This is a genomic window from Mesorhizobium sp. B2-7-2, from assembly GCF_006440775.1.
GTDB lineage: Bacteria > Pseudomonadota > Alphaproteobacteria > Rhizobiales > Rhizobiaceae > Mesorhizobium.
In genome coordinates, this window is the sequence record NZ_VFTZ01000003.1 from 1 (window position 1) to 23,250 (window position 23,250).

Consider the following 23,250-nt stretch of genomic DNA (forward strand, 5'->3'; position numbering starts at 1 on the left):
CCCCTACTCCCCTACTCCCCTACTCCCCTAAACGTTCAGCAACAAATACTCCCGCTCCCACGGGCTGATCACTTCCATGAAGGTTTCGAACTCGGCCCGCTTGATCGCTGCGTAAGTGGCGGCGAAGGATGTGCCGAGGATAATGCCGAGCTCCTTGTCGGCCTCGAACAAATCGACCGCTTCCAGCAAGCTGCGCGGCAGGTCGATCTCGTCGGCATTGGCCGTGGTCAGAACCGGCGGTTCAGCTTTGATCTTTCTGGTCATGCCGATCAGCCCGCAGGCAAGCGACGCGGCAAGCGCCAGATAAGGGTTGGCGTCGGAAGACGGGATCCGGTTTTCGACGCGCCGCGCTGCTGGATCGGAGCGCGGCACGCGGAAGGCGGTGGTCCGGTTGTCGTAGCCCCATTTGTTGTTGACCGGAGCCGAGGCCTGCTGCGTCAGCCGGCGGTAGGAATTGACGTAGGGCGCGAACATCACCAGCGCGTTCGGCACGTGCTTCTGCATGCCGCCGATGAAATGGAAGAAGGCGTCCGTCTCGGAGCCGTCCTCGGCCGAGAAGATGTTCTTGCCGGTCTTCTTGTCGATGACCGACTGGTGGATATGCATGGCCGAGCCCGGCTGGCCCTGGATCGGCTTGGCCATGAAGGTGGCGTAGATCTCATGCTTCAGCGCCGCCTCGCGAATGGTGCGCTTGAACATGAAGACCTGGTCGGCAAGCTCGATCGGGTTGCCGTGTCGCAGATTGATCTCGAGCTGGCCGGCGCCTTCCTCATGGATCAGCGTGTCGATCTCCAGGCCCTGCCGTTCCGAGAAATGGTAGATGTCGTCGATCAGTTCGTCGAACTCGTTGACGCCGGCGATCGAATAGCCGGCGCCGCCGCCGATCGGCCGGCCCGAGCGCCCGACCGGCGGCGTCAGCGGATAGTCCGGGTCGGGGTTCTTGCGCACCAGATAGAATTCGATCTCGGGCGCCACCACCGGCTTCAGGCCGCGCTCGTCATAGGCGGCAAGCACGCGCTTCAGCACGTTGCGCGGCGTGAACTCGACCGAGCGGCCGTCCTGGTGGACGAGGTCGCAAATCACTGCTGCCGTCGGATCTTCTTCCCAGGGCACCGCCGTCAGCGTTGAAAGATCGGGCAAAAGCTTCAGGTCGCCATCGTCCTCGGGATAATGGAAGCCGTTGCCGTCCTCGGGATAGCCGCCCGAGATCGTCGTCATAAACACGGCCGAAGGCAGCGCCAACGAGGTGTTGGAGGTGAATTTCTTCGACGGCATCATCTTGCCGCGGGCGACGCCAGCCTGGTCGGGCGTGATGCACTCGATGTCCTCGATGCCGCGCCATTCGAGCCAGGCGCTGGCTTCCTTCCAGTTCTTCACGCCGCGTTCGTTTTTCAGGAATGCAGGCGTGCGGGCGCGTCCCCCCCGGCTTGACGGACGGACTTCCTTTTTTTCAGGCGGCATCATTCACCAGATTGTGTTGCGGATTTCGAACTATAGCCGGGCGCAACGGGGAAAGGGAAGGGGAGGCGCCGGGCGCACGTCCGTCTTCAGGCTGGCGGCAGGCCATAACAACGGCTAAACCGGCCGTTCATGAAGAACGGTGCCCGCATATGCCCGCCTCTCATCTTACCACGATAGGTTTCGATGCCGACGACACGCTGTGGCAGAACGAGCAGCTCTTCCGCATGACCGAACAGCGCTTCATCGCCATGCTTGCCGAGCACGGCGACGCAAGCCGGATTTCCGCGAACCTGCTTGAAGCCGCAAAGCGCAATCTCGGCGTCTATGGCTTCGGCATAAAGAGCTTCATGCTGTCGATGATCGAGACGGCGATCGAGGTTACCGAAAGCCGCGTTCCCGCCTCGACGATCGCGGAAATCCTGGCTGCCGGCCGCGACATGCTCAGCCACCCGATCGAGCCACTGCCGCACGCGCGTGAGACGATCGAGAAGCTGGCAGGCAGTTATCGCCTGGTGCTGATCACCAAGGGTGACCTCATGGATCAGGAGCGCAAGCTGGCGCAATCGGGACTGGGCGAGCTTTTCGACGCCGTCGAGATCGTCAGCGACAAGAGCGCCGCCACCTATGCCCGCATCTTCAGCCGCCATGGCGACGGACCGCAACGGAGCATGATGGTAGGCAACTCGTTGAAGTCGGACGTCATCCCGGCCATCGACGCCGGCGGCTGGGGCATCTATGTCCCGCACGATTTGACCTGGGCGGCCGAGCATGCCGAAACGCCGGTCGCGGCGCCGCGTTTCCGGCAGATCGCCGACCTGAGCGAACTGCCGGCAATGATCGAAAGCATCGCCACGGCGGGCTGACGAAGCGTTGGGATGCACCAGGGCAGTTCAGCGCCGGCAGAAACCGCTGGCCCGCTCCAACGCGTTGTTTCACGCAATCGCGGGCGGAAAGCCGCTGCGCACTTTTCTTGGAATGCTCAGCCGCGCCCGACCAGGCGATCGACCACCGGTTGCAGTCGCTCGGGCGTGATCGGCTTGGCAACCACCGCGTCGACCACGCTTGACAGGCCGAGGCTTTCCGGTGTGCCGTTCTTGGTTGAAAGCAGGATCACCGCGGGCAGCGGCTTGCCGGAGGCGCGCCGCAGCGCGTCGATGGCCGATATCAGCCGATCGCAATCCATGTTGTCCGGTCCGCCGTCCAAAATGACGGCGCCGGGCAGTTGGCCGGTCAGTGTCTTCTCGGCGATCTCGGGCGGCTCCGAGATCGGCTTCAGTCCCGATTTCTCGACGATTTTCGACACCACAACCCGGTTGATTGACGATTTTCCGACGACGAGCACCTTTGAAAAGTCAGCCGTGATCGCGCCGGTCCGGTCTGCCGGTTTCGAATGTTTTTTGGGGTGGTCGGCTGGGTCGGCGGGACACATCGGCGGGAAGGCACTCTGGTTCAATGCAGGGTTGAAACCTGAGGCACAATTGAGTGAGATCACGGCCGCTGTCAAGCTGAAACGATCGACGTCGAAAATATAGCAAGAAATTCTGGAATTCAGCGCAAGTCGTACCTCTCGGCGACGAATGCAAATCAAAAAAATGCGATAGTCTTCCGAGCGTATAGCGCGCGGGAGACTATCGCCGAGACTGTTGACGTTACGTCAAGTGTGACTCTGCTGGGTAACGATCACCGGGATCAAAAGGTCTCCCCAGTTGCCGTCGCCGCCATGGTGTCTGGCCGAACGCACCAGCTCCACCGAGACGCCGGCCTCGACTGCCTTCATGACCGATTGGTTGAGCCTGTGCAGATCGTTGGCGAGCATGCGGATCGTTGCCTGCTGGTCGACGCTCATCGCGCTCGATTGCTCTTCTGCCCTCTCCTTGACGCGGCTTATCGATGCCATTGGTCTTCTCCTCGGTGTAGATGCCCTGCGGGCGTTGCCTCTGGTTGTTGTCCGTTACTCGGCCGCCGGCCTGAATTGGGCGTGCTCGGTCGATTCATGCATGGCGGTGGTCGAAGACTGGCCGCCGGTGATCGCCATCGACACGGCGTCGAAATAGCCGGTGCCGACCTCTCGCTGGTGCTTGGTCGCGGTATAGCCGCGGGCCTCGGCCGCGAACTCGGCCTCCTGCAGTTCCGAATAGGCGGCCATCTGACGGTCCTTGTAGCCGCGCGCCAGCTCGAACATGCCGAAGTTCAACTGGTGGAAGCCGGCGAGCGTGATGAACTGGAACTTGTAGCCCATCGCGCCGAGCTCCTTCTGGAACTTCGCGATCGTCGCGTCGTCGAGGTTCTTCTTCCAGTTGAAGGACGGCGAACAATTGTAGGCGAGCAGCTTGCCCGGATGGTGCCTGCGCACGCCCTCGGCGAATTTCCTGGCCTGCGCCAGATCCGGCTTCGAGGTCTCGCACCAGATCAGGTCGGCGTGCGGCGCATAGGCCACGGCGCGCGCGATGCAAGGCTCGATGCCGTTCCTGACATTGTAGAAGCCCTCGACCGTGCGGCCGGCGTCGTAGTCGACGAAAGGTCTGTCGCGCTCGTCGATATCGGAGGTCAAAAGCTTCGCCGCCTCTGCGTCGGTGCGCGCCACGACCAGCGTCGGCGTGCCCATCACGTCGGCTGCAAGGCGCGCCGCGTTGAGGTTGCGGATATGCGCCGCGGTCGGGATCAGAACCTTGCCGCCGAGATGGCCGCACTTCTTTTCCGACGCCAGCTGGTCCTCATAGTGGACGCCCGCGGCGCCGGCCTCGATGAAGGCCTTCATGATCTCGAAGGCGTTGAGCGGGCCGCCGAAGCCGGCTTCCGCGTCGGCCACGATCGGCGCGAACCAGGTCTCGACCGACAGCCCGTTGCTTTCGGATGTCTCGATCTGGTCGGCGCGCTGCAAGGTGCGATTGATGCGCTTGACCAGTTCCGGCGCCGCATTGGCCGGGTAAAGCGACTGGTCCGGATACATCGCCGAGGCGGTGTTGGCATCGGCCGCCACCTGCCAGCCCGAGAGATAGATCGCCTTCAGCCCGGCACGAACCTGCTGCATGGCCTGGTTGCCCGACATCGCGCCCAGCGCATTGACGAAATCCTCCTCGTGGATGAGCTTCCACAACCGGTTCGCACCCATCTCGGCCAGCGTCTGGCGAATCTGCACGGAGCCGCGCAACCGCTTCACATCCTCCGGCGAGTAGGGCCGCTCGATGCCGTCGAAACGGCCTTCCGGCGCGGAGGGGACGAGGTTGTAAAAATCGGTCATTGGTCACTCCGGATCATTTGGGAACTGCGTCAGCGCTGCATCGCAAAGGCATATTCTGCGACGTCTTGCGTATGACATCGTTTACATTGCAGCGCGAAAGGCACCTAGAAAAACCGCAAGATATCTCAGAAAATAAAGGAAAAGCTGTGTTGCCATTGACAAGTCAGCTCTGTAAATTTGTCACGATTGTAAAAGCGGCGAACGAGCGCCGGGCTTGATAGTCATGTAAATTCTTGTCAAGGATGGCAGAAATGGCCGACCAGAAGATCTTCGCCGGGCCGCGGCTGCGCCGGCTGCGCAACGCCAGGAGCCTGACCCAGACGGCGATGGCCGAGGGGCTGGGCATCTCGCCATCCTACCTCAACCTGATCGAGCGCAACCAGCGACCGCTGACGGTGCAGCTCATTCTGAAGCTGGCCTCCGTCTACAAGGTCGATCCGCATGAATTGCAGGGCGAGACAAAAGGCTCGATCGCGGCCTTGCGGGAGGCCTTCAGCGATCCGCTTCTTGCCGGCGAGCTGCCCGGCGATCAGGAACTGATCGACCTCGCCGAGACGGCACCGAATGCTTCGGCGGCGATGGTGAAACTCTTTCGCGCCTATCGCGAGCAGGCCGAGCGCCTGTCCGACCTCAACCAGCTTCTGGCGAAGGAGGGCAGGGCAACCGCGCTGTCCGGCGCCCGCCTGCCTGCCGACGAAGTCCACGAAGTGTTCGAGCGCCGGCCGAACCACTTCGCTTCGCTGGAGGAGGAGGCGGAGGCTTTCACATCGGTCCTCGACCCTGGTGACGATCTGTTCGGCGCGCTCAAAGCCTGGCTGAGGCGCGAGCACGGCATCGTCGTCAAGGTGCTGCCGGTCGCCACCATGCCCAACTGGCGCCGCCGCTACGATCGCCATTCGCAGCGTCTCTTCCTGTCCGAGCGGCTGTCGCCTTTCGACCAATTGCGCGAAGTCGCGATGGAGGCGAGCCTCATACGCATGTCGGTAGCCGTCGCGGCTGAGATCCAGGCGCTGAAGCTCGGTACCGACGAGGCTCGCCGGCTCGCTCGCTTCGAGCTCGGCCGCTATGCTGCGCATGCGCTGATGATGCCCTATCAGGCTTTCCATGCCGCCGCCGTTCGCGGTCGTTACGACATCGACGTCCTGCGTTCTCGCTTCGGCGTCTCTTTCGAGCACGCGGCCAATCGACTGACGATGCTGCAGCGGCCGGGCGCAGCGGGCGTGCCGTTCTTCATGCTGGAAGTCGACAACGCCGGCAACCGCTTCCGCAAGGCCGGCAGCCAGGGCTATCCGCAGAGCCGCTTCGGCGGCGGCTGCCCCAAGCTTCCCGTCCATGCGGCGTTCTCGCAGCCCGGCCAGATCCTCGTCGATGCGGTCGAGATGCCGGACGGCGCCGAATTCCTCTGCATTGCCCGCACGCTGGAAGGTCCGCAGGGCGCGTTCTCCGAACGGCCGCGCCGCACCGCGCTCCTGCTAGGCTGCGATATCGGCTTTCGCGACGATATCGTCTATGGCGCGGCGCTGCCGGCCGCAGCCGCAGGCAAGCCCGGTCAAGGCTTCGCCACGCCGGTAGGCCCCGCCTGCAGGCTTTGCGAGCGCGTCGGCTGCCTGGCGCGCGCCGAGCCGCCGGTGACGCGCCCGCTCGGCCTCGACGAGATGGTGACGGGCCTCAGCGCCTTCGATTTTCAAGGATGACATCGGCGGATGTGTCCCAAGTCTCGCCGGGTGCTGGATCACGCCGGGCCGGCGTCTTTGCGCTACGCGATTGAGGCATAATTCTTTCTGGGGCACAGTTCTGTCGTCTAAGACACAAGTCTTGTTGTCCTTGCTGCATCGAACGCAACCGCCGACAGTCATGTCCATGACCGATACCGCCTCGCCCCGCGCCGCCTTGCCTGCCGTGTCGCCTCGCGAGGAGCGGATCGGCATGCTCCTGGTCTTCCTTTCGGCGCTTATGTGGAGCTTCGGTGGCGCCATCGCCCGTTTCATCCATGTCGGCGACAGCTGGATCGTGGTGTTTTGGCGTTCGTTGTGGGCCGTGGCCTTTCTGCTCGCCTTCATGCTGTGGCGCGACGGCTGGCGCGGCACCCTGAAGCTCTTTCGGCACATGGGACTGCCCGGCCTTGGCGTCGCCTTCTGCTTCGCCACCGCCTCGACCAGCTTCGTGGTGGCGCTTGCCTACACCACGGTCGCCAACATCCTCCTGATGCAGGCCGGCGTGCCGCTGCTTGCGGCGCTCCTTGCCTGGCTGCTGTTTCGCGAACGGGTCGCCCCGGCCACCTGGATCGCGATCGCCGCCGTCATCGCCGGCGTCGCCATCATGGTTTCCGAATCCCTGGGCGGCGCCGTCTCGCCGATCGGCGACGGCCTGGCGCTGCTGATCGCGGTGATGTTTTCGCTCGCGACCGTGATCACCCGGCGCTTTGCTCATGTGCGCATGGTGCCGGCCACCTGTCTCGGCGCGCTGCTCGCCGGTGCGTTCGCCGCTTCCCAGGCCTCGGCATTCGCGGTATCGGGGCGCGACATGGGCTTCCTCTTCGCCTTCGGCGTCATCAACCTCGGCGTCGGCCTCGCCTTTTTCGCCATGGGCGCGCGGCTGGTGCCGGCGGCGATCGCGGCGCTGCTCGGCACCTTCGAGCCGATCCTTGGGCCGATCTGGGTCTGGCTTGTCCATTCCGAAGTGCCGTCGGTGCGCACCATCATCGGCGGCGCGGTCGTCGTCACGGCACTGCTCGTCCATATCGGTCTGGAGTTTAAGCGACAGGCGCGGCCTGCACGTCCCGGCGTAACCGGCCTGCCGTCGCCAAATTGACGTTAATGCATGTCGCCCAAGAGTGCGCAGCGGTTTTGGGAGAACGACATGCATCAAAACAAAGACTTAAAGCGCTTCGCCTGAATCCCTTTCAGCGTGACGCGCTTTAGGCAGCCTCCCCCATTGACAACCCAGTTGCCGGGCGGGCAGGCTGCGATCACGGCAACAACAATACAGGCGTATCTTGCCAAGTGACTCCGCCGGCCTGCTCGGGACCGGACTGCATCGTCATAGCTCTGCTTACGCCACGGTGAATGCCGTTGACGCCGCCCGGGTGCCTCACCGGGGAGGTTGGAATGCCTCGAACCTCGATGCCTTGATCGACCCTGGCGTGGGCAGTTCACGCTTGTCGCTCTCTGGAAAGCTCAATAGTCTGAAACGAACGCCGCGCCGCCATATCGCGACGAGCCGGCGAGGGAACACTCACCAAAGGAGAACACCATGATCCGCAAAGCGCTTTGGCTTTCGGCGACGTCGGCATTTCTGACGCTTTTCACAACAAGCGGCCATGCCGAAGACCGCGTCGTCAACGTCTACAATTGGTCGGACTATATCGACAGCTCGATCATCGACGACTTCACCAAGAAGACCGGCATCAAGGTCGTCTACGACACCTTCGATTCCAACGAGATACTGGAGACGAAACTGCTTGCCGGCGGCAGCGGTTATGACGTCGTCGTGCCGAGCGCCAATTTCCTGGCGCGCCAGATCCAGGCGGGCGTGTTCCAGAAGCTCGACAAGTCGAAGCTGCCCAACATCTCCAACATGTGGGACGTCATCTCCGAGCGCACCGCCAAATACGATCCGGGCAACGAATATTCGGTCAACTATATGTGGGGCACGGTCGGCCTCGGCTATAATGTCAAGAAGGTTGAGGCCGCGCTCGGCACCGACAAGATCGACAGCTGGGACGTGTTCTTCAATCCGGACAAGCTGGCCAAGCTGAAGGATTGCGGCGTCTACGTGCTGGACTCTCCCGCCGACATCATTCCGGCGGCGCTGAAATATCTCGGACTCGACCCCAACAGCACCTCGCCCGATGACATTTCAAAGGCCGAGGAAGCGTTGCTGAAGGTCCGGCCCTATATCCGCAAGTTCCATTCGTCCGAATACATCAACGCTTTGGCCAACGGCGACATCTGCCTGGCGATCGGCTGGTCGGGCGACGTCTTCCAGGCGCGCAACCGCGCCGAGGAAGCCAAGCAGGGCGTCGAGATCGGCTATTCGGTGCCTAAGGAAGGCGCCCAGATGTGGTTCGACCAGATGGCGATCCCCGCGGACGCGCCGCATGTCGCCGAAGCGCTCGAGTTCATCAACTACATGATGACGCCCGAAGTCATCGCCAAATCGTCGAACTACGTGCTCTACGCCAACGGCAACAAGGCTTCGCAGCAATTCATCGACAAGGCGATCCTGGAAGATCCTTCGGTCTATCCGGACGAAGAGACGACGAAGAAGCTGTACACGGTTGCGCCATACGATCCCAAGACACAGCGCGTCATCACGCGCACCTGGACCAAGATCGTCACCGGCCAATAAGCATTGAGACGCGACCCCGGCAGCCAACTGCCGGGGTCGCTTTCTTTTGGGGAATTTTAAAAAGTAACGGAGTGGGGACCATGAAATCGCTTGGCAGCATCCGCAGGGATTTCTCGCCTTGGAATGATCCGAACGCCAAGCCGTATATCCAGTTCGACAAGGTGACCAAGAAGTTCGGCGACTTCACCGCCGTCAACAACCTGTCGCTGACCATCTTCGAGCGCGAATTCTTCGCCCTGCTCGGCGCTTCGGGCTGCGGCAAGTCGACCCTGCTCAGGATGCTCGCCGGCTTCGAGGAGCCGTCGGCGGGCCGCATCCTCCTCGACGGACAGGATTTGCGCGGCATCCCGCCCTACAAGCGGCCGGTCAACATGATGTTCCAGTCCTACGCGCTGTTCCCGCATATGACGGTGGAAAAAAACATCGCCTTCGGCCTCAAGCAGGAAGGCATGCCTGGACCCGACGTCGAAAAGCGCGTGGCCGAGATGCTGAAGCTCGTCAAGCTCGAGCAGTTCGCCAAGCGCAAGCCGCACCAGCTCTCGGGCGGCCAGCGCCAGCGCGTGGCGCTTGCCCGCTCGGTCGCCAAGCGCCCGAAGGTTCTGCTCCTCGACGAGCCGCTCGGCGCTTTGGACAAGAAGCTGCGCGAGGAAACGCAGTTCGAGCTGATGGACCTGCAGCAGGAGCTCGGCCTCACCTTCGTCGTCGTCACCCACGACCAGGAGGAGGCCATGACCATGGCCGACCGCATCGCCATCATGGACAAGGGCGAGGTGATGCAGGTCGCGACACCTGCCGAGATCTACGAGGCGCCGGCCTCGCGCTTCGTTGCGCATTTCGTGGGCAATGTGAACATGTTCGAAGGCAAGGTTGCCGAACATATGACAAGCACCACGCGCATCACCGGCGCGACAGGAGCGCAGATCGTCGTCGACAATGGCAGCAACGCCGCTGCCGGCTCCGACATCATCTTCGCGATCCGGCCGGAGAAGATCAAGGTCTCCTCGAAAAAGCCGGCCGATGCCGTCAACGCGCTCGAAGGCGAGGTCTACGACGTCGCCTATCTCGGCGACATGACCGTCTATCATATCAAGCTTGACGACGGCCAGATCGTGCGGGCAAGCGCGTTGAACGCTTCGCGCATCACCGAGGATCCGCTCACCTGGAACGATCGCGCCTGGGTCTCCTTCCGGCCCGATGCCGGCGTCGTGTTGACCAGGTAGGAGGCTGAGATGACGGATATCGCAGCGACCGCCGCCCCATCGACCGAAACCGCAACACTGCCGGCGAGGCTGGCAACAGGCTTCGTCAACCGCCTCGTCATCATCGTCCCTTATCTTTGGCTGCTGTTCTTCTTCCTTGTTCCCTTCATCATCGTGTTCAAGATCTCGCTGTCGCAAACGGCGATCTCGATGCCCCCCTATACGCCGGTGCTCGGCTTCAAGGACGGCGTTTCGGGATTTTTCGCCGGCGTCCGCGACCTCAACTTCGATAACTATACCTGGCTCACCCAGGACGCGCTCTATTTCAACGCCTATGTGACGAGCCTGGTCATCGCGGGAATCTCGACGATACTCACCCTGATCGTCGGCTATCCGATCGCCTATGGCATGGCGCGGGCGCCGGCCACGATCCGCCCGACCTTGCTGATGCTGGTGATCCTGCCCTTCTGGACCTCGTTCCTGATCCGCGTCTATGCCTGGATCGGCATCCTGAAACCCGAGGGCCTGCTCAATCAGGTTCTGCTCGCCACCGGCCTGATCAGCCAGCCGCTGGTGATCCTCAACACCTATACCGCTATCTTCATCGGCATCGTCTATTCCTACCTGCCCTTCATGGTGCTGCCGCTCTATTCCTCGCTGGAGAAGATGGACTATTCGCTGATCGAGGCCGCGCAGGACCTCGGCTGTCCGCCGACCGGCGCCTTCTGGAAGATCACCTTCCCGCTGTCGCTGCCAGGCGTCGTCGCCGGCTGCCTGCTGGTGTTCATCCCGGCCGTCGGCGAGTTCGTCATCCCCGACCTTCTCGGCGGCTCGCAGACGCTGATGATCGGCAAGACGCTCTGGAACGAGTTCTTCTCAAACCGCGACTGGCCGGTCTCATCGGCGGTGGCCGTCATCCTGCTCCTAGTGCTGACCATTCCGATCATGTTCTTCCAGCAGGCTCAGGCCAAGGCACAGGAGCAGGGCAGATGAACTCGACCTGGAGCCGCTTCAACATCACCTCGATCGTGCTGGGCTTTGCCTTTCTCTATTTGCCGATCGTGCTTCTGATCGTCTTCTCCTTCAACGAATCCAAGCTCGTCACCGTCTGGGGCGGCTTTTCGACCAAATGGTACGTGTCGCTGTTCCACAATCAGGGCCTGATGGATGCCACCTGGGTGACGGCGCGCGTCGGCGTCATCTCCGCAACCGTCGCGACCGTGCTCGGCACGCTCGCCGCCATCACGCTGACGCGCTACACGCGCTTCAAGGGACGTGTGCTCTTCTCGGGCATGGTCTTCGCGCCGCTGGTCATGCCGGAAGTCATAACGGGCCTCTCGCTGCTCTTGCTCTTCGTCGCCGTCGGGCTCGACCGCGGTTTCGTCACGGTGACGCTCGCCCACATCACCTTCACCATGTGCTTCGTCGCCGTCGTCGTGCAGTCGCGGCTGGTCACGTTCGACCGTTCGCTGGAGGAGGCGGCGATGGATCTCGGCGCGCCGCCGGTGAAGACCTTCTTCCAGATCACCTTGCCGGTCATCCTGCCGGCGATCATCTCCGGCTGGATGCTGGCGTTCACGCTCTCGCTGGACGATCTGGTCATCGCGAGCTTCACCTCGGGTCCCGGCGCCACCACGCTGCCGATGAAGATCTACAGCCAGGTGCGCCTCGGCGTGACGCCCGAGATCAACGCCGCCTGCACCATCCTGATCGCGGTGGTGGCGGTCGGCGTCATCATCGCCTCGATCGCCAACAAGCGGCGCGAGATCCAGCGCCAGCTCGACGAGCGGGCCGCGCAGCGCGGTTGAGCGTGACCAGAAGCGGGGACGCTTTGCGTCCCTCGCATTTACTGGCCTGAAACGCCGGGAGCGATCGGCGATATGAACGGCGCGCTCCAGTTGCCGCCGACGAAAAACAGCGGCTGGCTCGGCGGCGCGGAAGCCGGGCTGGCCGCCTGACTGTTGGCCTGCTGCGGCTGCTGCGCCGGCTGTCCGTTGGGCACCACTCCGCCCGAGAGCGCCAGCCCGCGTCCGACATAGGAGGCGATGCCGGACAGCCAGATCTTGTATTTCTGCGAATTGATCTCGGCCTTGTCCAGGCGCGCCACGCCCTTCGAAATGCTTGCCTTGATCTCGGCGCCGTCGATCGGCAGCGATCCATTGGCGACGTCGTCGAGCGCGAAGAAGCCGCCCTGCTGGTTGCGCTTGAGGAAGGCCGGCAGGTCGAGCCCGTTGATAGTGCCCGGACCCAACGTCGCCGAGAACGATCCGTCGGCATTCTCGAAGATGGAATTCCAGGCCTTGCCCGGTCCCTTGAGGATGACCGATACGGTCCCGGTGCTGGCCGGCACCAGCCGCGTCATTCCCGCCGCCGTGGCAAAGGCGCCCGTATCTACGTCCGATGCCAGGAGCCGCATCTCGACCTGCGTGCCTTCCGGCTTGCGGTCGAAGCGCAGGCTGCTCTGGATGTTGCCGTTGAAGGCCGAAGCGTCGGATATGTCGAAGACGGCAAGACCGTTCTTGACCTGCGCGGTTGCCGCGACGTCGGAGAGCTGGACCGGCCCCGCCATGGCATGCGCCGCCGACAGCCTGAGGTCGAGATTGATGCGGTCGGCGAAACTGGTGTCGACATCGCCGGGGCCGGCCTCGCCGGTCGGCGCGACAGGCGTGAAAGCCGACAGGAAAGATCTGAGATCCAGCGTGTCGAAGGCGAGCGTGCCGGCAATCACCGGGTTCCCCTCGGCGAAGGAGAAATCCAGCGCGCCCATGCCCGGGTTGTTGTTGAGCGTGACCGTGGTGTTCTCGAATTTCGCGCGCCCTGCCGAGGCGTTCACCTTGCTGGCGATCGAGACCGCGCCGATCGCAGCACCCGGCGCGATCCCTGCCTGCGACCACTCCAGCACGCGCCGCAGCGACGGGGCGGCAAACTTCGCCTGGCCGTCCAGATAGGCATTGTCCGACATCGAGGCCGTGCCGTCGAAGGAGAATGTCGCGGGAGCCGCCTTGAAGGAAAAGGTGACGGGTGCCGCCCCTCCGCCAAACAGCACCAGCGGTTTCGCCGAGGAGAAATCGAGCTGCATGCTTTCGCCGCGCCAGATTCCGCTCGCGGTCAGCGACGCCTCGCTGTTCATCGCTTCCCAGTTCACCTGACCGCTCAGGCTGCTCAGGATTTCGATGTCCTTGCCGTCAACCGAAGTCACCACGCGACCATCGCGGAATTCGACGGTGCCGAACGGATCGGACGGCAATTTGCCGAGATCCGGCTTCTGCGGGTTGGCGGTGACCACGCCGCGCGCGGTGTCGATCGAGCGCGTGATGCGCCCGCCGGTCGGAAGCGGCGGCAGATAGAAGCCGCTGGCGGTGCGCTGCACCCTGATAGTCGGGCGCACCAGCCTGGCGGTCGAGAAGGCGACGTTGCCCTGCAAGGCCGCCATGGCGGAGAGATCGACTTCCACGCGATCGGCCTCGACCACCGGCGGCGCTTCGGTCTCGGTCCATTGCGACAGCGTCACGTCGCTGAGGATGGCCCGGAATTTCGGCCACACCTCGATGCGCGGCGACCCGTCGATCGTGACCCTGAAGCCGCTCCAGGCGCTCAATTCCCAGGCGATGCGGTCGCGCACAATGCGCGTCGAGGCAATGAGCGGCAGCGCCGCGACCGCAAGCGCGATGACGAGCACGGCAACGCCGATCGCCCACACCCCGCGCCGGATCAGAGATGATGGCATTTCGCCCCGTATGCTTTCGTTGCCGACAAAATCGCCCGACGGGTGTAACCGAGCGCCGACGCTTTTCAAGTCTTTATGGCCTTGCGATGGCATTTGCACAGCGGCCGCCATGGGTCGCCCGAACAAAATCTTGCTCTGCTGCGCCGCAATATGCATAAGCGGTCTGCACGATCCCGATCCGCAATCGCACGCCGTTTCTGGGACGATGGCATATGCGACGTTGGGCTTAACTGGCTCGAACGCGACGCTTTGGGAGGAGCGATCATGGCCGCCGACACACCTTTGTGGACCCCGACGCAGGAGCGGATCGACGCAGCGCCGATGACCGCGTTCATGAAGGCCGCGGAGACAAAGGCTGCGCGTTCTTTCTCCGGCTATGCCGAACTGCATCGCTGGTCGATCGACAACCGCGAAGCCTTCTGGGATCTGGTCTGGGATTTCTGCGCGCTTGTCGGCGACAAGGGCGAGCGGCGCCTCGTCGACGGCGAGCGGATGCCCGGCGCCAGCTTCTTCCCGGATGCCAGGCTGAATTTCGCCGAGAACCTTTTGCAGAAGACCGGCGGCGGCCCGGCCATCGTCTTTCGCGGCGAGGATAAGGTCGAGCGGCGGCTCTCCTGGAACGAGCTCCACGCGCTGACCTCGCGCCTGCAGCAGCTCTTCCTGTCGCTCGGCGTCAAGGCCGGCGACCGCATCGCCGCCATGATGCCGAATATGCCCGAAACCATCGCCGCGATGCTGGCGGCAAGCTCGATCGGCGCGGTCTGGTCGTCATGCTCTCCCGATTTCGGCGAGCAGGGCGTGCTCGACCGCTTCGGCCAGATCGAGCCGGTCGTCTTCATCGCGCCGGACGGCTATTGGTACAACGGCAAGGCGATCGAGGTGGCCGACAAGATCCGCGCTGTCGCGGACAAGCTGGCAAGCCTGGGCAAGGTGCTGATCGTCAACTATCTCGGCACCTCGAGCGACGTTGCCGCCACCATCGGCAATGCAGCCGCGCTCGAAGACGCGCTCTCGCCCTTTGCCGCAAAGCCCGTGAGCTTCGAGCGGCTGCCCTTCGCGCATCCGCTCTACATCCTTTTTTCCTCGGGCACGACCGGCATTCCGAAATGCATCGTGCATTCGGCCGGCGGCACGCTGATCCAGCACGTCAAGGAGCACCGGCTGCATGCCGGCCTGCTCGACGGCGATCGCCTGTTCTATTTCACCACCTGCGGCTGGATGATGTGGAACTGGCTGGTCTCGGGCCTCGCCTCCGGCGCGACGCTGCTGCTTTATGACGGCTCGCCTTTCTACCCCGACGGCAACGCGCTGTTCGATTTCGCCGATGCCGAGAAGATGACCTATTTCGGCACCTCGGCCAAATTCATCGATTCGGTTCGCAAGGCCGGCCTGAAGCCGATCGCGAGCCACGATCTGTCGAGCGTGCGCACCATCTCCTCCACCGGCTCGCCGCTGTCGCCGGAGGATTTCCGCTTCGTCTATGACGGCATCAAGAAGGACGTGCATCTGGCCTCGATCTCGGGCGGCACCGACATCGTCTCCTGCTTCGTGCTCGGCGTGCCGACCGAGCCGGTCTGGACCGGCGAGATCCAGGGCCCCGGCCTAGGCCTGGCGGTCGACGTCTGGGACGACGACGGCAAGCCTGTCCGGCAGGAGAAGGGCGAGCTTGTCTGCACCAAGGCCTTCCCGTCGATGCCGATCGGCTTCTGGAACGACCCCGAAGGCATGAAATATCACGCCGCCTATTTCGAGCGCTTCGATAATGTCTGGTGCCATGGCGACTTCGCCGAATGGACGGAACATGGCGGCATGATCATCCACGGCCGCTCCGATGCCACGCTCAATCCGGGCGGCGTGAGGATCGGCACGGCCGAGATCTACAACCAGGTCGAGCAGATGCCGGAAATCCTCGAGGCGCTCTGCATTGGCCAGGATTTCGACAATGATGTCCGTGTCGTGCTGTTCGTGCGGCTCGCCCCCGGCGTGACCCTGGACGAGGATCTGGAAAAGCGCATTCGCGCCAGGATCCGCGCCGGCGCCAGCCCGCGCCACGTGCCGGCCAGGATCGTCGCCGTCGCCGACATCCCGCGCACCAAGTCCGGCAAGATCACCGAGCTCGCCGTGCGCGACGTGGTCCACGGCCGCGCCGTGAAGAACAAGGAAGCGCTCGCCAATCCCGAGGCGCTGGAGCTGTTCCGCGACCTGCCGCAGCTAGCAAGCTGACCGATGTGGTTAACGAAATCTGTCCGGCGAATTTACCTAGATTTCACGGGTGGTACACATTCGTAAATTTTTTCGCGGCCCGGTAAGGACTTGTTAAGAGACGACGCTGATAGTCGCGTGTAACTTGAGGGAGAAATCCCGTTCCTCGTCCCCTGAGGTTCAGCTCAAGCCCCCGTTGTGACAGCATCCCATTTCTCAAGGCGTCCTCTTGGACGCCTTTTTCTTTGGCCGCCGCCGTCGCGTGCAATGTTATTCGGCGAGCACGCGCGTCGAGGGGAAGCCGACTTCGACCAGCGTTCCTTCTCCTGGCGTCGAGGTGATGGCGAAACGGGCGCGGTTGGCCTCAACCATAGCCTTGGTGAGGGGCAGGCCGAGGCCGGTGCCGTCGCCGCGTCCGCGTTTCAACGCATTAATCTGCTTGAACGGCTTCAGCGCCTGCTCGATCTCCGCCTGGGTCATGCCGATGCCGGTGTCGCGCACGCGCATGACGACATCGCCCGAGGCCTCGTAGGCGGTCGAGACGATCACCTGGCCGCCGGCCTGGGTGTAGCGAATGGCGTTGGACAGGATGTTGAGGGCGATCTGGCGCACGCTTCTCAGATCCGCCACCACTTCCGGCAGCCGCGAGGCAAAGCTGGATCGGATGATGACCCGTTCGCGATTGGCCTGCGGCTGCATCATCGCCACCGTCTCGGCCAGCGTGTCGTTGAGCGACACCGCCTCGTAATCCATCTCCTGCTGGCCTGCCTCGATCTTGGAGATGTCGAGCAGGTCGTTGACGAGATCGAGCACATGGTTGCCCGAGCGGTTGATGTCGCGCAGGTAGTCGCGATAGCGGTCGTTGGTGATCGGACCGAATTTCTCGTCTACCATCAGCTCGGAAAAGCCGATGATGGCATTGAGCGGGGTGCGGATCTCGTGGCTGATGCGGGCCAGGAAATCGGTCTTCTGCGAGGAGGCGCGCTCGGCAACCGCGCGTGCCTGCGTCAGGTCTTCCTCGGCCCGCTTCCATTGCGTGATGTCGCGCACGACGGCGCAGAAGCCGCTGTCGTTGGGCAGCCTGCCGATGGTCATGAACAGCGGGATGAAACGCCCCTGCGCCTCGCGGCCGATGACCTCGCGCCCGTCATTGAGCACGCTCGCGACACCCGGCTCCGAAAGGCCGGCCAGATAGTCGCGCGCCGCGCGCTGGCTTTCTATGGCAAACAGCGAGGCAAAGGGCTTGCCCGCGACCTCGTCGCTGTCGAAACCGAACAGCGCTTCGGCCGGCCGGCTGATCGAGCGGATGTTGCCGTCACGGCCGATCAGCACGACGCCGTCGGTAGCGGTATCGATGATGGTGCGCATCTCCGCAATGCGCGATTTCAGTTCCGGCACGTCCGGCTGCAGTGCCGGCTCGTCATTCGCGGCGGTGAAATGCGCCGCATCGTCCTCGCCGGAGCGCCGCACCACCAGCATCAGCGCCTTGCCGCCGCGCCACGGCACCGAGCGCAGCAGCGCGTCGATCGGGAATTCCAGGCCCTGGCGGGCCCTGAGCTTCAGCGAGTGGTCGCTTTCGTCCGTAGCGGCGTCCTCGGCGTAAGGGTCGGCGAAGAGCGCGCCCAAGCCGCCTGCATCCGCGAGGTCGTCCAGCGCATCATAGCCGGTGAGTTCGAGGAAGGCGTCATTGGCATAATGCAGCATGTCGCCCGAATGGATGAGCAGCGGCACAGGCAGCCTGGCCAGGATGGACGTGTCGGGGGCCTTGGCTTCCTCTCCGGTCGAAAACGCGGACGGCACAAAACCGGAAAGTTTAAGCGGCGGCACGTCGAGGCGTCGCCGCGCCGCGGCCGTCGCGTCCGGTTCTTCCGGCTGTTCTTCCGCGGCCTTGGCGGCATCTGCATCCGAGCCTGCCCAATCCTCATTGTCCTGCGCATCGCGGAAGTCGTCGGCGGTCATGCTGTCGTGGGCCGTGGCATCGGAGGCGGGTTGCCCGGCCGCGACAGGCTGCGCCGCAGGCTCTTCGACGGGCCGCTGCGGCTTCGCGGCAGCAGGTTCGGCGTCCTCCCGGGCGCCCTCTGCTTGCTCGTTCTGGGAAACCGGCGCGATGCCGGCATCCTCCGTGGGTTTCTTGCCATCGGCAAAGTTGAGCAGCGAGCCGGAACCGGCCGAGGTCTCGGCCTGGCCGGCGTCGTCTATCTCGGCGGCGCCATCGATGCCGTCGAGCCGCGCCAGGTCTTCCTGGTCTTCCGCCTCGGTCTCCGCTTCCGCGGCCTTCGCGTCGTCGGCTTCCGAGGGCGTGGACAAGCTCGCGTCCTGGGCGGAACCGTCGTGCTCCGCCGCGTCGGGTGGAAGCGGCTGGTTTGCGTCGGCCCTTGTTTCGCTGGCCGCTTCCTTCGCCGTTGCCGCGTCCTCGCTGGCAACAGCGGCATCGGGCTGCTTGTCGGCTTCGGGGGCGCGTTCCTCGGCAGGGGCGGAACTGTCTTTGCGCAGCCGCTCGCCGATCTCGCGGAAGGCGCTGCGCTCGAGGATCGACAGCCCCTTTTGATTTGCCGGCGTGTCGCTTCCCGGTTGCTTGTCGTTGGCCGGCTGGCGATGCTCGGCCAGCCTTATCACCTTGTCGGCAAAGCGCCGCTCCGGCTTCGGCACTATGGTCAGCGCCGGCACTTCGCCCCGGAAGGGGTCTTCAGGCTTTGGCTTTTCCGGCGGCGTATGCTCTGCCGGCTGCTCGCCCGACGCGTCGGCTCCGGCGGAGGTGGCCTCAGCGGGGGCGGCGTTCGGCACCAGAGCCATGCCAAGCGCTTCGGGATCGACCACAGCGTCGCCGCTGCGCGCGACGCCAAAGCCGCGAAAACCCTCGAAGGCGCGGCTGCGGCCATAGACGGGCAGCGCCGCCAGATCGACGGGGATCTTCAGACCCGTTCCGGCCACCGGCCACAGCACCGAGCGGCCGGACCAGGTATCGCGCCGGTCGAGCAGGCCAGCGATCTCGCCCGAGGCGTCGAGACCGAAAGTGGCGGCGACATCCTTGAAGCGGCGGCCGATCACATCGGCGGCAGGCTGGCCGACGATGTCGGCGAATTCGGGCGACAGCGCGCTGAACCGACCTTCGGCGTCGGTGCGCCAGACGAAGCGCAGCGGTGGCGCCGAGCGGTCGATGTCGCGGGGCGAGGTCGACTGGACCGATTTGGCGGTTTCGTCTCCGGCTGCTTCGGCGCCATGCTGTCCTTGGCCTTCGGCTGCGACGGCACCTTCCGGCTCGCCCTTCGTCGGCGCTGTCGGTTGAGCATGCCCGGCGCCATCGTCGCCGGCATTGAAGTACCAATGGTCGTGCTGGCCGGCGCCGGCGGTGTCGGCCTGATGGTCAGTCCGGGTAGGCCGCTGGCCGGCCAAGGTCCGGCTCTCCGCGTCGGGCCGTGCGTCGCCGTCGGGAGCCTCTGGCGCCGGCTCGTCCTCTTTGCCAGCCGCCACGGTAGGCACTGGGTTGTCCTGGACAGGCTGAGACTCGGGCTCGATTGCAGCACTTTCACCTTGGGGCGGGGCGCTAACCGCCTCTGGCGCGGCAGTTCCCTGATCGCCGGTCCGATCGCCTTGGTCGGCGGCCGGCCGATCGTCCTGGCCGCTATCGGAGTCGTCGAGCTGCGCCTCGTCGATCACCACCAGCAGATGGCGCGTATCGGTGAGCCGCGCAAAACCGGCCGGGTAGGCGGTGTCGGTGCCCGGCACGAGGCGTTTGACGATGCGGTCGCCGCTGCTTGCCACATCCGCAACCAGGGCAGCCAACGTCCGCGGCTCGATGCCCAGCGCCGCAAAGCCGTCCGAGGCTGCCTCGACCTCGCCTTGCGCGTCGACAAAGGCAATGAAATGCCCGGCCTCGGTAAAGCCGCCGATGGCGCGGCTGGCGATCTCGCCGGCGCTGCGCGAAGTGGTCTGCGCCGCCGGCACCGCCAGCATGATTGCCGCCTCGCCGTCCGGCATCGTCACTGCGCTGGCCAGAAAGCCGACGGCGCGGCTTTCCATGCCGGTGGCCAGCCTCACCGTGACGGCGCGGTCGCTGCCGATGTCGGGAAAACCGCTGGTCGCCATGATCTGCCGGCGGGCGATCAGCGGCAGCCGCGCCGAGGCGCCGATGATGGCCTCGATATCCGGATAGCCGAAGGCCGACGCCCCCGGACCGTTCGCCCAGATCACCTGTTCGAGGTCGACCGACAAAATGGCCAAAGCATCGCCCGCGGCAAAGCGCTGGCGCACCGCGTCGAGCACGGCAACGTCGAGGAAGGAGTAGTTTTCAGGCGGCATGCGCTGGCCAACCCTCCGGAGCGGGCATTTTTCAGTTAACGCTTTGTTAATAAAAGCCCGCGGCCCGGAGGTCCACAAGCCTAAGCTTGCATCCGTCGAAATCTCTGGGCTCTTGGTTAACGGCTCTCGTGGCTGACGCTGGGGAAAGATTTTATGGTGCGGTGCAGCAAAGATATTGCAACGCACAAAAAGATCCTTTATATTGCCATCATACATGAACGAGACGGCTTTCTGTCAAAGCCGCTGCCCCGAAAGGTTGGAAAATGTCCAAGACCACTGCCAAGCCCTCCGAGACCATCGAAAACGTCGAATTCCCGAGCTTTGATGCTTCCAAGGCCACCGACCAGATCCGCGCTTTCGCCGAGAAGGGCGTCGAGCAGTCGAAGGAAGCCTATGCCAAGCTGAAGACCGGCGCCGAGGAGACCCAGAAGGTTCTGGAGTCGACCTACGAGACCGCCAAGACCGTTTCCAGCGACGTTTCGCTGAAGGCCATCGCCGCGCTGCGCGCCAACGCCGAGGCAAGCTTCTCGCACCTCGAAGCCCTGGTCGGCGCCAAGACCCTTTCGGAAGTCGTCGAGCTGCAGACCTCCTTCCTGCGCAAGCGCGTCGAAATGGCCGTCGAGCAGGCCAAGGAGTTCCAGACCGTTGCCACCAAGGCGGTCGAGGACGTCTCCAAGCCGGTCAAGAGCGCCTTCGAGAAGGCGATGAAGGACGTCAAGGCCGCCTGATTTCAGCGCACAACCCTGCGATGCATCAAAACGTCGCATTTCGTCAGACAAATAGTCGTGCGATAGGTTAGCAACCAGATACCCGGAAATGGAACCTCCTCCCTCCGTTTCCGGGGTGACCAGCCAGCACCTCCTCCCGCTGGCTCGTAACAGGAAAAGGCCGGCACCTCCTCCCGCCGGCCTTTTCTTTTGCCTTGACGACAGGCGGATGAGGAAACCAATCGTTTACCTTATCAAAGCCCTTGAATTAGAATCCGATAGCCCGTATTTGACGCATCGCCGAACGACAGAGCGGATCACGGAGAATGAAGCTTTCACCTCGATCCAGCTCAGGCAGGCAGGCCGTTGTAGCTCAGCTGGTTAGAGCGCCGGATTGTGGATCCGGAGGTCGCTGGTTCGATCCCAGCCAACGGTACCATCACTCTCGATGATCTGAACGTGCACCTTGAACCCTTCCATTCCTTCGGCTCCGCGGACCATGGGCAAGATCTCTTGTCCCATGGGCGGGATGTCTTATCCCACGGACAAGGTGTCTTGCCGGTCGAGGCCGACTCGGGTCGAATGGGGCATGCATCCTTGCAGGGGTGCGGACGTTCATGGCTACCAACCGGCTTTGCCGCTAGGGAAAAAGCAGTATGAGTGAACATGCGATCGAGTTCTTGCGCGGATGGATTGGCGAGAAAGTCCAATGCCAGGATTTGCCGATCAAGATCGACAAGCAAGCCGAGACCCTCGCCAGGGAGTGCTGCGCCAAGGCTGCCGAGGCAGGCATTCTGCTCGAGGACATCCAGGAAGAGGTCGGCGACATCCAGGAACTGATCGCCTCGCGCCTCGAGGAGGCCGCCGAAGAGGGCACCAGCGAAGTCAAGCCGGACAAACCGGAATAAACACCCGCCTGCCACAGGCCGGCGGCGCCGTTTCTCAGCCGAACTTTTCCTTCAGCCATTCCTTCGGCAGCGCCGGCACGAAATTGCCGTCGCGCCCCGTCATATCCGCATTGGCGACCAATGCGTTGAGGATCGCTTCCTCCACGCCTTGCACGACCGCGTCGAAGAACGGGTCGATGTCGACGTCCGGGATGAATTCCGCGCGGGCGATGCGGCCTGAAGGCGCCAGCGCGGCCTCGGCATTGGCGGTAGAGAAGGCGAGAAAAATGTCGCCAGAACTGTGATAGCCATAGCCGCCGGTCATGGCGATGCCGAGCGGCACGCGCCGGGCGAGCCGCTTCATCTGATGCGGCAGGAACGGCGCATCGGTGGCGACGACGGCGATGATCGAGCCCTTTTCGGCGCGGGGCGTGCCCTCGCGGATGGCCGGCTGGGCCAATTCTGGGCCGACACGCCGGCCGCGAATGGTGAAATTGTGCCTCTTGCCGAAATTCGCCTGCACGAAGACACCAAGCGTATAGCGTCTGTCCTGCCATGCGACGACGCGCGAGGCGGTGCCGGACCCGGCCTTGAAGCCGAAGCTTATCATGCCGGTGCCGCCGCCGACGCTGCCTTCCTCGATGGCGCCGCCGCTGGCGCTGTCGAGTGCCGCGGCCACATGGTCGACGCTCACATGATGGCCGTTGATGTCGTTGAGGAAGCCGTCATAGGTCTCTGCCGCCACGGGCAGGCCCCAGCCGCTATCGAGCGCGGCCGGCAACACCTTGTGCATCCAGCGCAAGGTGGCATCGCGGGTCACGCCGCAGGAATGCGTGTTGGTGATGGTGACCGGGAAGTTGAACGCGCCGGTTTCCTCGATGATATGCGTTCCGGTTAGCTCGCCATTGCCGTTCTGGCTGAACACGCCGGCGAACACCGGCGTCGCGAGTTCCTGAACCGGCCTGGGCAGGATGGCGGTCACGCCGGTGCGCACCGGACCGCTGCCGACCCGCAGCGGACCGTCGCCTGAAATCAGCATCGTGTAGCCCACCGACACGCCCGGCACGTCGGTGAGGGCGTTGAAAGGGCCCGGCGTGCCGTCGAGCGCGATGCCGAACGAGCGCAGGCGCGGCTTACCCGATGGCGTGCGAAGATGCGGGTCGTGGTTGCTCATTCA

17 protein-coding genes and 1 tRNA gene are annotated in these 23,250 nt (G+C 63.8%); 11 read left to right on the forward strand and 7 right to left on the reverse strand.

Going from position 1 to position 23,250, the window contains the following annotated elements:
- Nucleotides 1-27: 27 nt before the first annotated feature.
- The gene (locus FJ425_RS04890) at nucleotides 28-1,461 is read right to left on the reverse strand and encodes a glutamine synthetase family protein (protein WP_140634970.1); all 1,434 of its coding nucleotides are present in this window, start codon (nucleotides 1,459-1,461) and stop codon (nucleotides 28-30) included.
- Nucleotides 1,462-1,610: 149 nt separating this feature from the next.
- On the opposite strand from FJ425_RS04890, the gene FJ425_RS04895 reads away from it, so the two are divergent.
- Complete coding sequence (locus FJ425_RS04895) at nucleotides 1,611-2,324, forward strand: HAD family hydrolase (protein WP_140722138.1); 714 nt, start codon at nucleotides 1,611-1,613, stop codon at nucleotides 2,322-2,324.
- A gap of 116 nt (nucleotides 2,325-2,440) precedes the next feature.
- Here FJ425_RS04895 and FJ425_RS04900 read toward each other — a convergent pair whose 3' ends face one another.
- The 3 genes from FJ425_RS04900 to aceA all read right to left on the reverse strand — a co-directional run bounded on the left by FJ425_RS04900 (nucleotide 2,441) and on the right by aceA (nucleotide 4,702).
- On the reverse strand, nucleotides 2,441-2,824 hold the full coding sequence (locus FJ425_RS04900) for a response regulator (protein WP_140543484.1): 384 nt from the start codon (nucleotides 2,822-2,824) through the stop codon (nucleotides 2,441-2,443).
- Nucleotides 2,825-3,115: 291 nt separating this feature from the next.
- A complete protein-coding gene (locus FJ425_RS04905; protein WP_027168360.1) occupies nucleotides 3,116-3,358 on the reverse strand; it encodes a hypothetical protein in 243 nt (80 codons plus the stop codon).
- 54 nt (nucleotides 3,359-3,412) lie between these two features.
- Entirely contained in the window at nucleotides 3,413-4,702 is a 1,290-nt protein-coding gene (gene aceA / locus FJ425_RS04910) for an isocitrate lyase (protein ID WP_140543476.1), read from the reverse strand.
- A gap of 251 nt (nucleotides 4,703-4,953) precedes the next feature.
- Between aceA and FJ425_RS04915 the strand changes: the two genes are divergently transcribed.
- The 6 genes from FJ425_RS04915 to FJ425_RS04940 all read left to right on the forward strand — a co-directional run bounded on the left by FJ425_RS04915 (nucleotide 4,954) and on the right by FJ425_RS04940 (nucleotide 12,059).
- On the forward strand, nucleotides 4,954-6,396 hold the full coding sequence (locus FJ425_RS04915) for an XRE family transcriptional regulator (protein ID WP_140634974.1): 1,443 nt from the start codon (nucleotides 4,954-4,956) through the stop codon (nucleotides 6,394-6,396).
- Nucleotides 6,397-6,562: 166 nt separating this feature from the next.
- Nucleotides 6,563-7,513, forward strand: coding sequence for a DMT family transporter (locus tag FJ425_RS04920; protein WP_140635139.1), 951 nt, complete (start codon nucleotides 6,563-6,565; stop codon nucleotides 7,511-7,513).
- 441 nt (nucleotides 7,514-7,954) lie between these two features.
- Nucleotides 7,955-9,052, forward strand: coding sequence for a polyamine ABC transporter substrate-binding protein (locus tag FJ425_RS04925; protein WP_140634976.1), 1,098 nt, complete (start codon nucleotides 7,955-7,957; stop codon nucleotides 9,050-9,052).
- A gap of 80 nt (nucleotides 9,053-9,132) precedes the next feature.
- On the forward strand, nucleotides 9,133-10,272 hold the full coding sequence (locus tag FJ425_RS04930; RefSeq protein ID WP_140634978.1) for an ABC transporter ATP-binding protein: 1,140 nt from the start codon (nucleotides 9,133-9,135) through the stop codon (nucleotides 10,270-10,272).
- A gap of 9 nt (nucleotides 10,273-10,281) precedes the next feature.
- A complete protein-coding gene (locus FJ425_RS04935; RefSeq protein ID WP_140634980.1) occupies nucleotides 10,282-11,244 on the forward strand; it encodes an ABC transporter permease subunit in 963 nt (320 codons plus the stop codon).
- Entirely contained in the window at nucleotides 11,241-12,059 is an 819-nt protein-coding gene (locus FJ425_RS04940) for an ABC transporter permease subunit (RefSeq protein ID WP_140634982.1), read from the forward strand. The genes FJ425_RS04935 and FJ425_RS04940 overlap by 4 nt, the downstream gene beginning before the upstream one ends.
- Nucleotides 12,060-12,097: 38 nt before the next feature.
- On the opposite strand, the gene FJ425_RS04945 is transcribed toward FJ425_RS04940, so the two are convergent.
- The gene (locus FJ425_RS04945; RefSeq protein WP_140634984.1) at nucleotides 12,098-13,978 is read right to left on the reverse strand and encodes an AsmA family protein; all 1,881 of its coding nucleotides are present in this window, start codon (nucleotides 13,976-13,978) and stop codon (nucleotides 12,098-12,100) included.
- Between the two features lie 264 nt (nucleotides 13,979-14,242).
- Here FJ425_RS04945 and FJ425_RS04950 point away from each other — a divergent pair, with 264 nt between their 5' ends.
- The gene (locus FJ425_RS04950) at nucleotides 14,243-16,201 is read left to right on the forward strand and encodes an acetoacetate--CoA ligase (protein ID WP_140634986.1); all 1,959 of its coding nucleotides are present in this window, start codon (nucleotides 14,243-14,245) and stop codon (nucleotides 16,199-16,201) included.
- Nucleotides 16,202-16,450: 249 nt separating this feature from the next.
- On the opposite strand, the gene FJ425_RS04955 is transcribed toward FJ425_RS04950, so the two are convergent.
- Nucleotides 16,451-20,479: a PAS domain S-box protein gene (locus FJ425_RS04955; protein WP_140634988.1), complete on the reverse strand. Its 4,029-nt coding sequence runs from the start codon at nucleotides 20,477-20,479 to the stop codon at nucleotides 16,451-16,453.
- A 263-nt stretch (nucleotides 20,480-20,742) separates the two neighbouring features.
- Here FJ425_RS04955 and FJ425_RS04960 point away from each other — a divergent pair, with 263 nt between their 5' ends.
- From FJ425_RS04960 to FJ425_RS04970, 3 genes are all read left to right on the forward strand, one after another.
- A complete protein-coding gene (locus FJ425_RS04960; RefSeq protein WP_140634990.1) occupies nucleotides 20,743-21,207 on the forward strand; it encodes a phasin in 465 nt (154 codons plus the stop codon).
- Nucleotides 21,208-21,548: 341 nt separating this feature from the next.
- Nucleotides 21,549-21,625, forward strand: a tRNA-His gene (locus tag FJ425_RS04965).
- A gap of 217 nt (nucleotides 21,626-21,842) precedes the next feature.
- On the forward strand, nucleotides 21,843-22,094 hold the full coding sequence (locus tag FJ425_RS04970) for a DUF768 domain-containing protein (RefSeq protein ID WP_140543456.1): 252 nt from the start codon (nucleotides 21,843-21,845) through the stop codon (nucleotides 22,092-22,094).
- 34 nt (nucleotides 22,095-22,128) lie between these two features.
- On the opposite strand, the gene FJ425_RS04975 is transcribed toward FJ425_RS04970, so the two are convergent.
- Entirely contained in the window at nucleotides 22,129-23,247 is a 1,119-nt protein-coding gene (locus tag FJ425_RS04975) for a P1 family peptidase (protein WP_140722141.1), read from the reverse strand.
- Nucleotides 23,248-23,250: the final 3 nt, after the last annotated feature.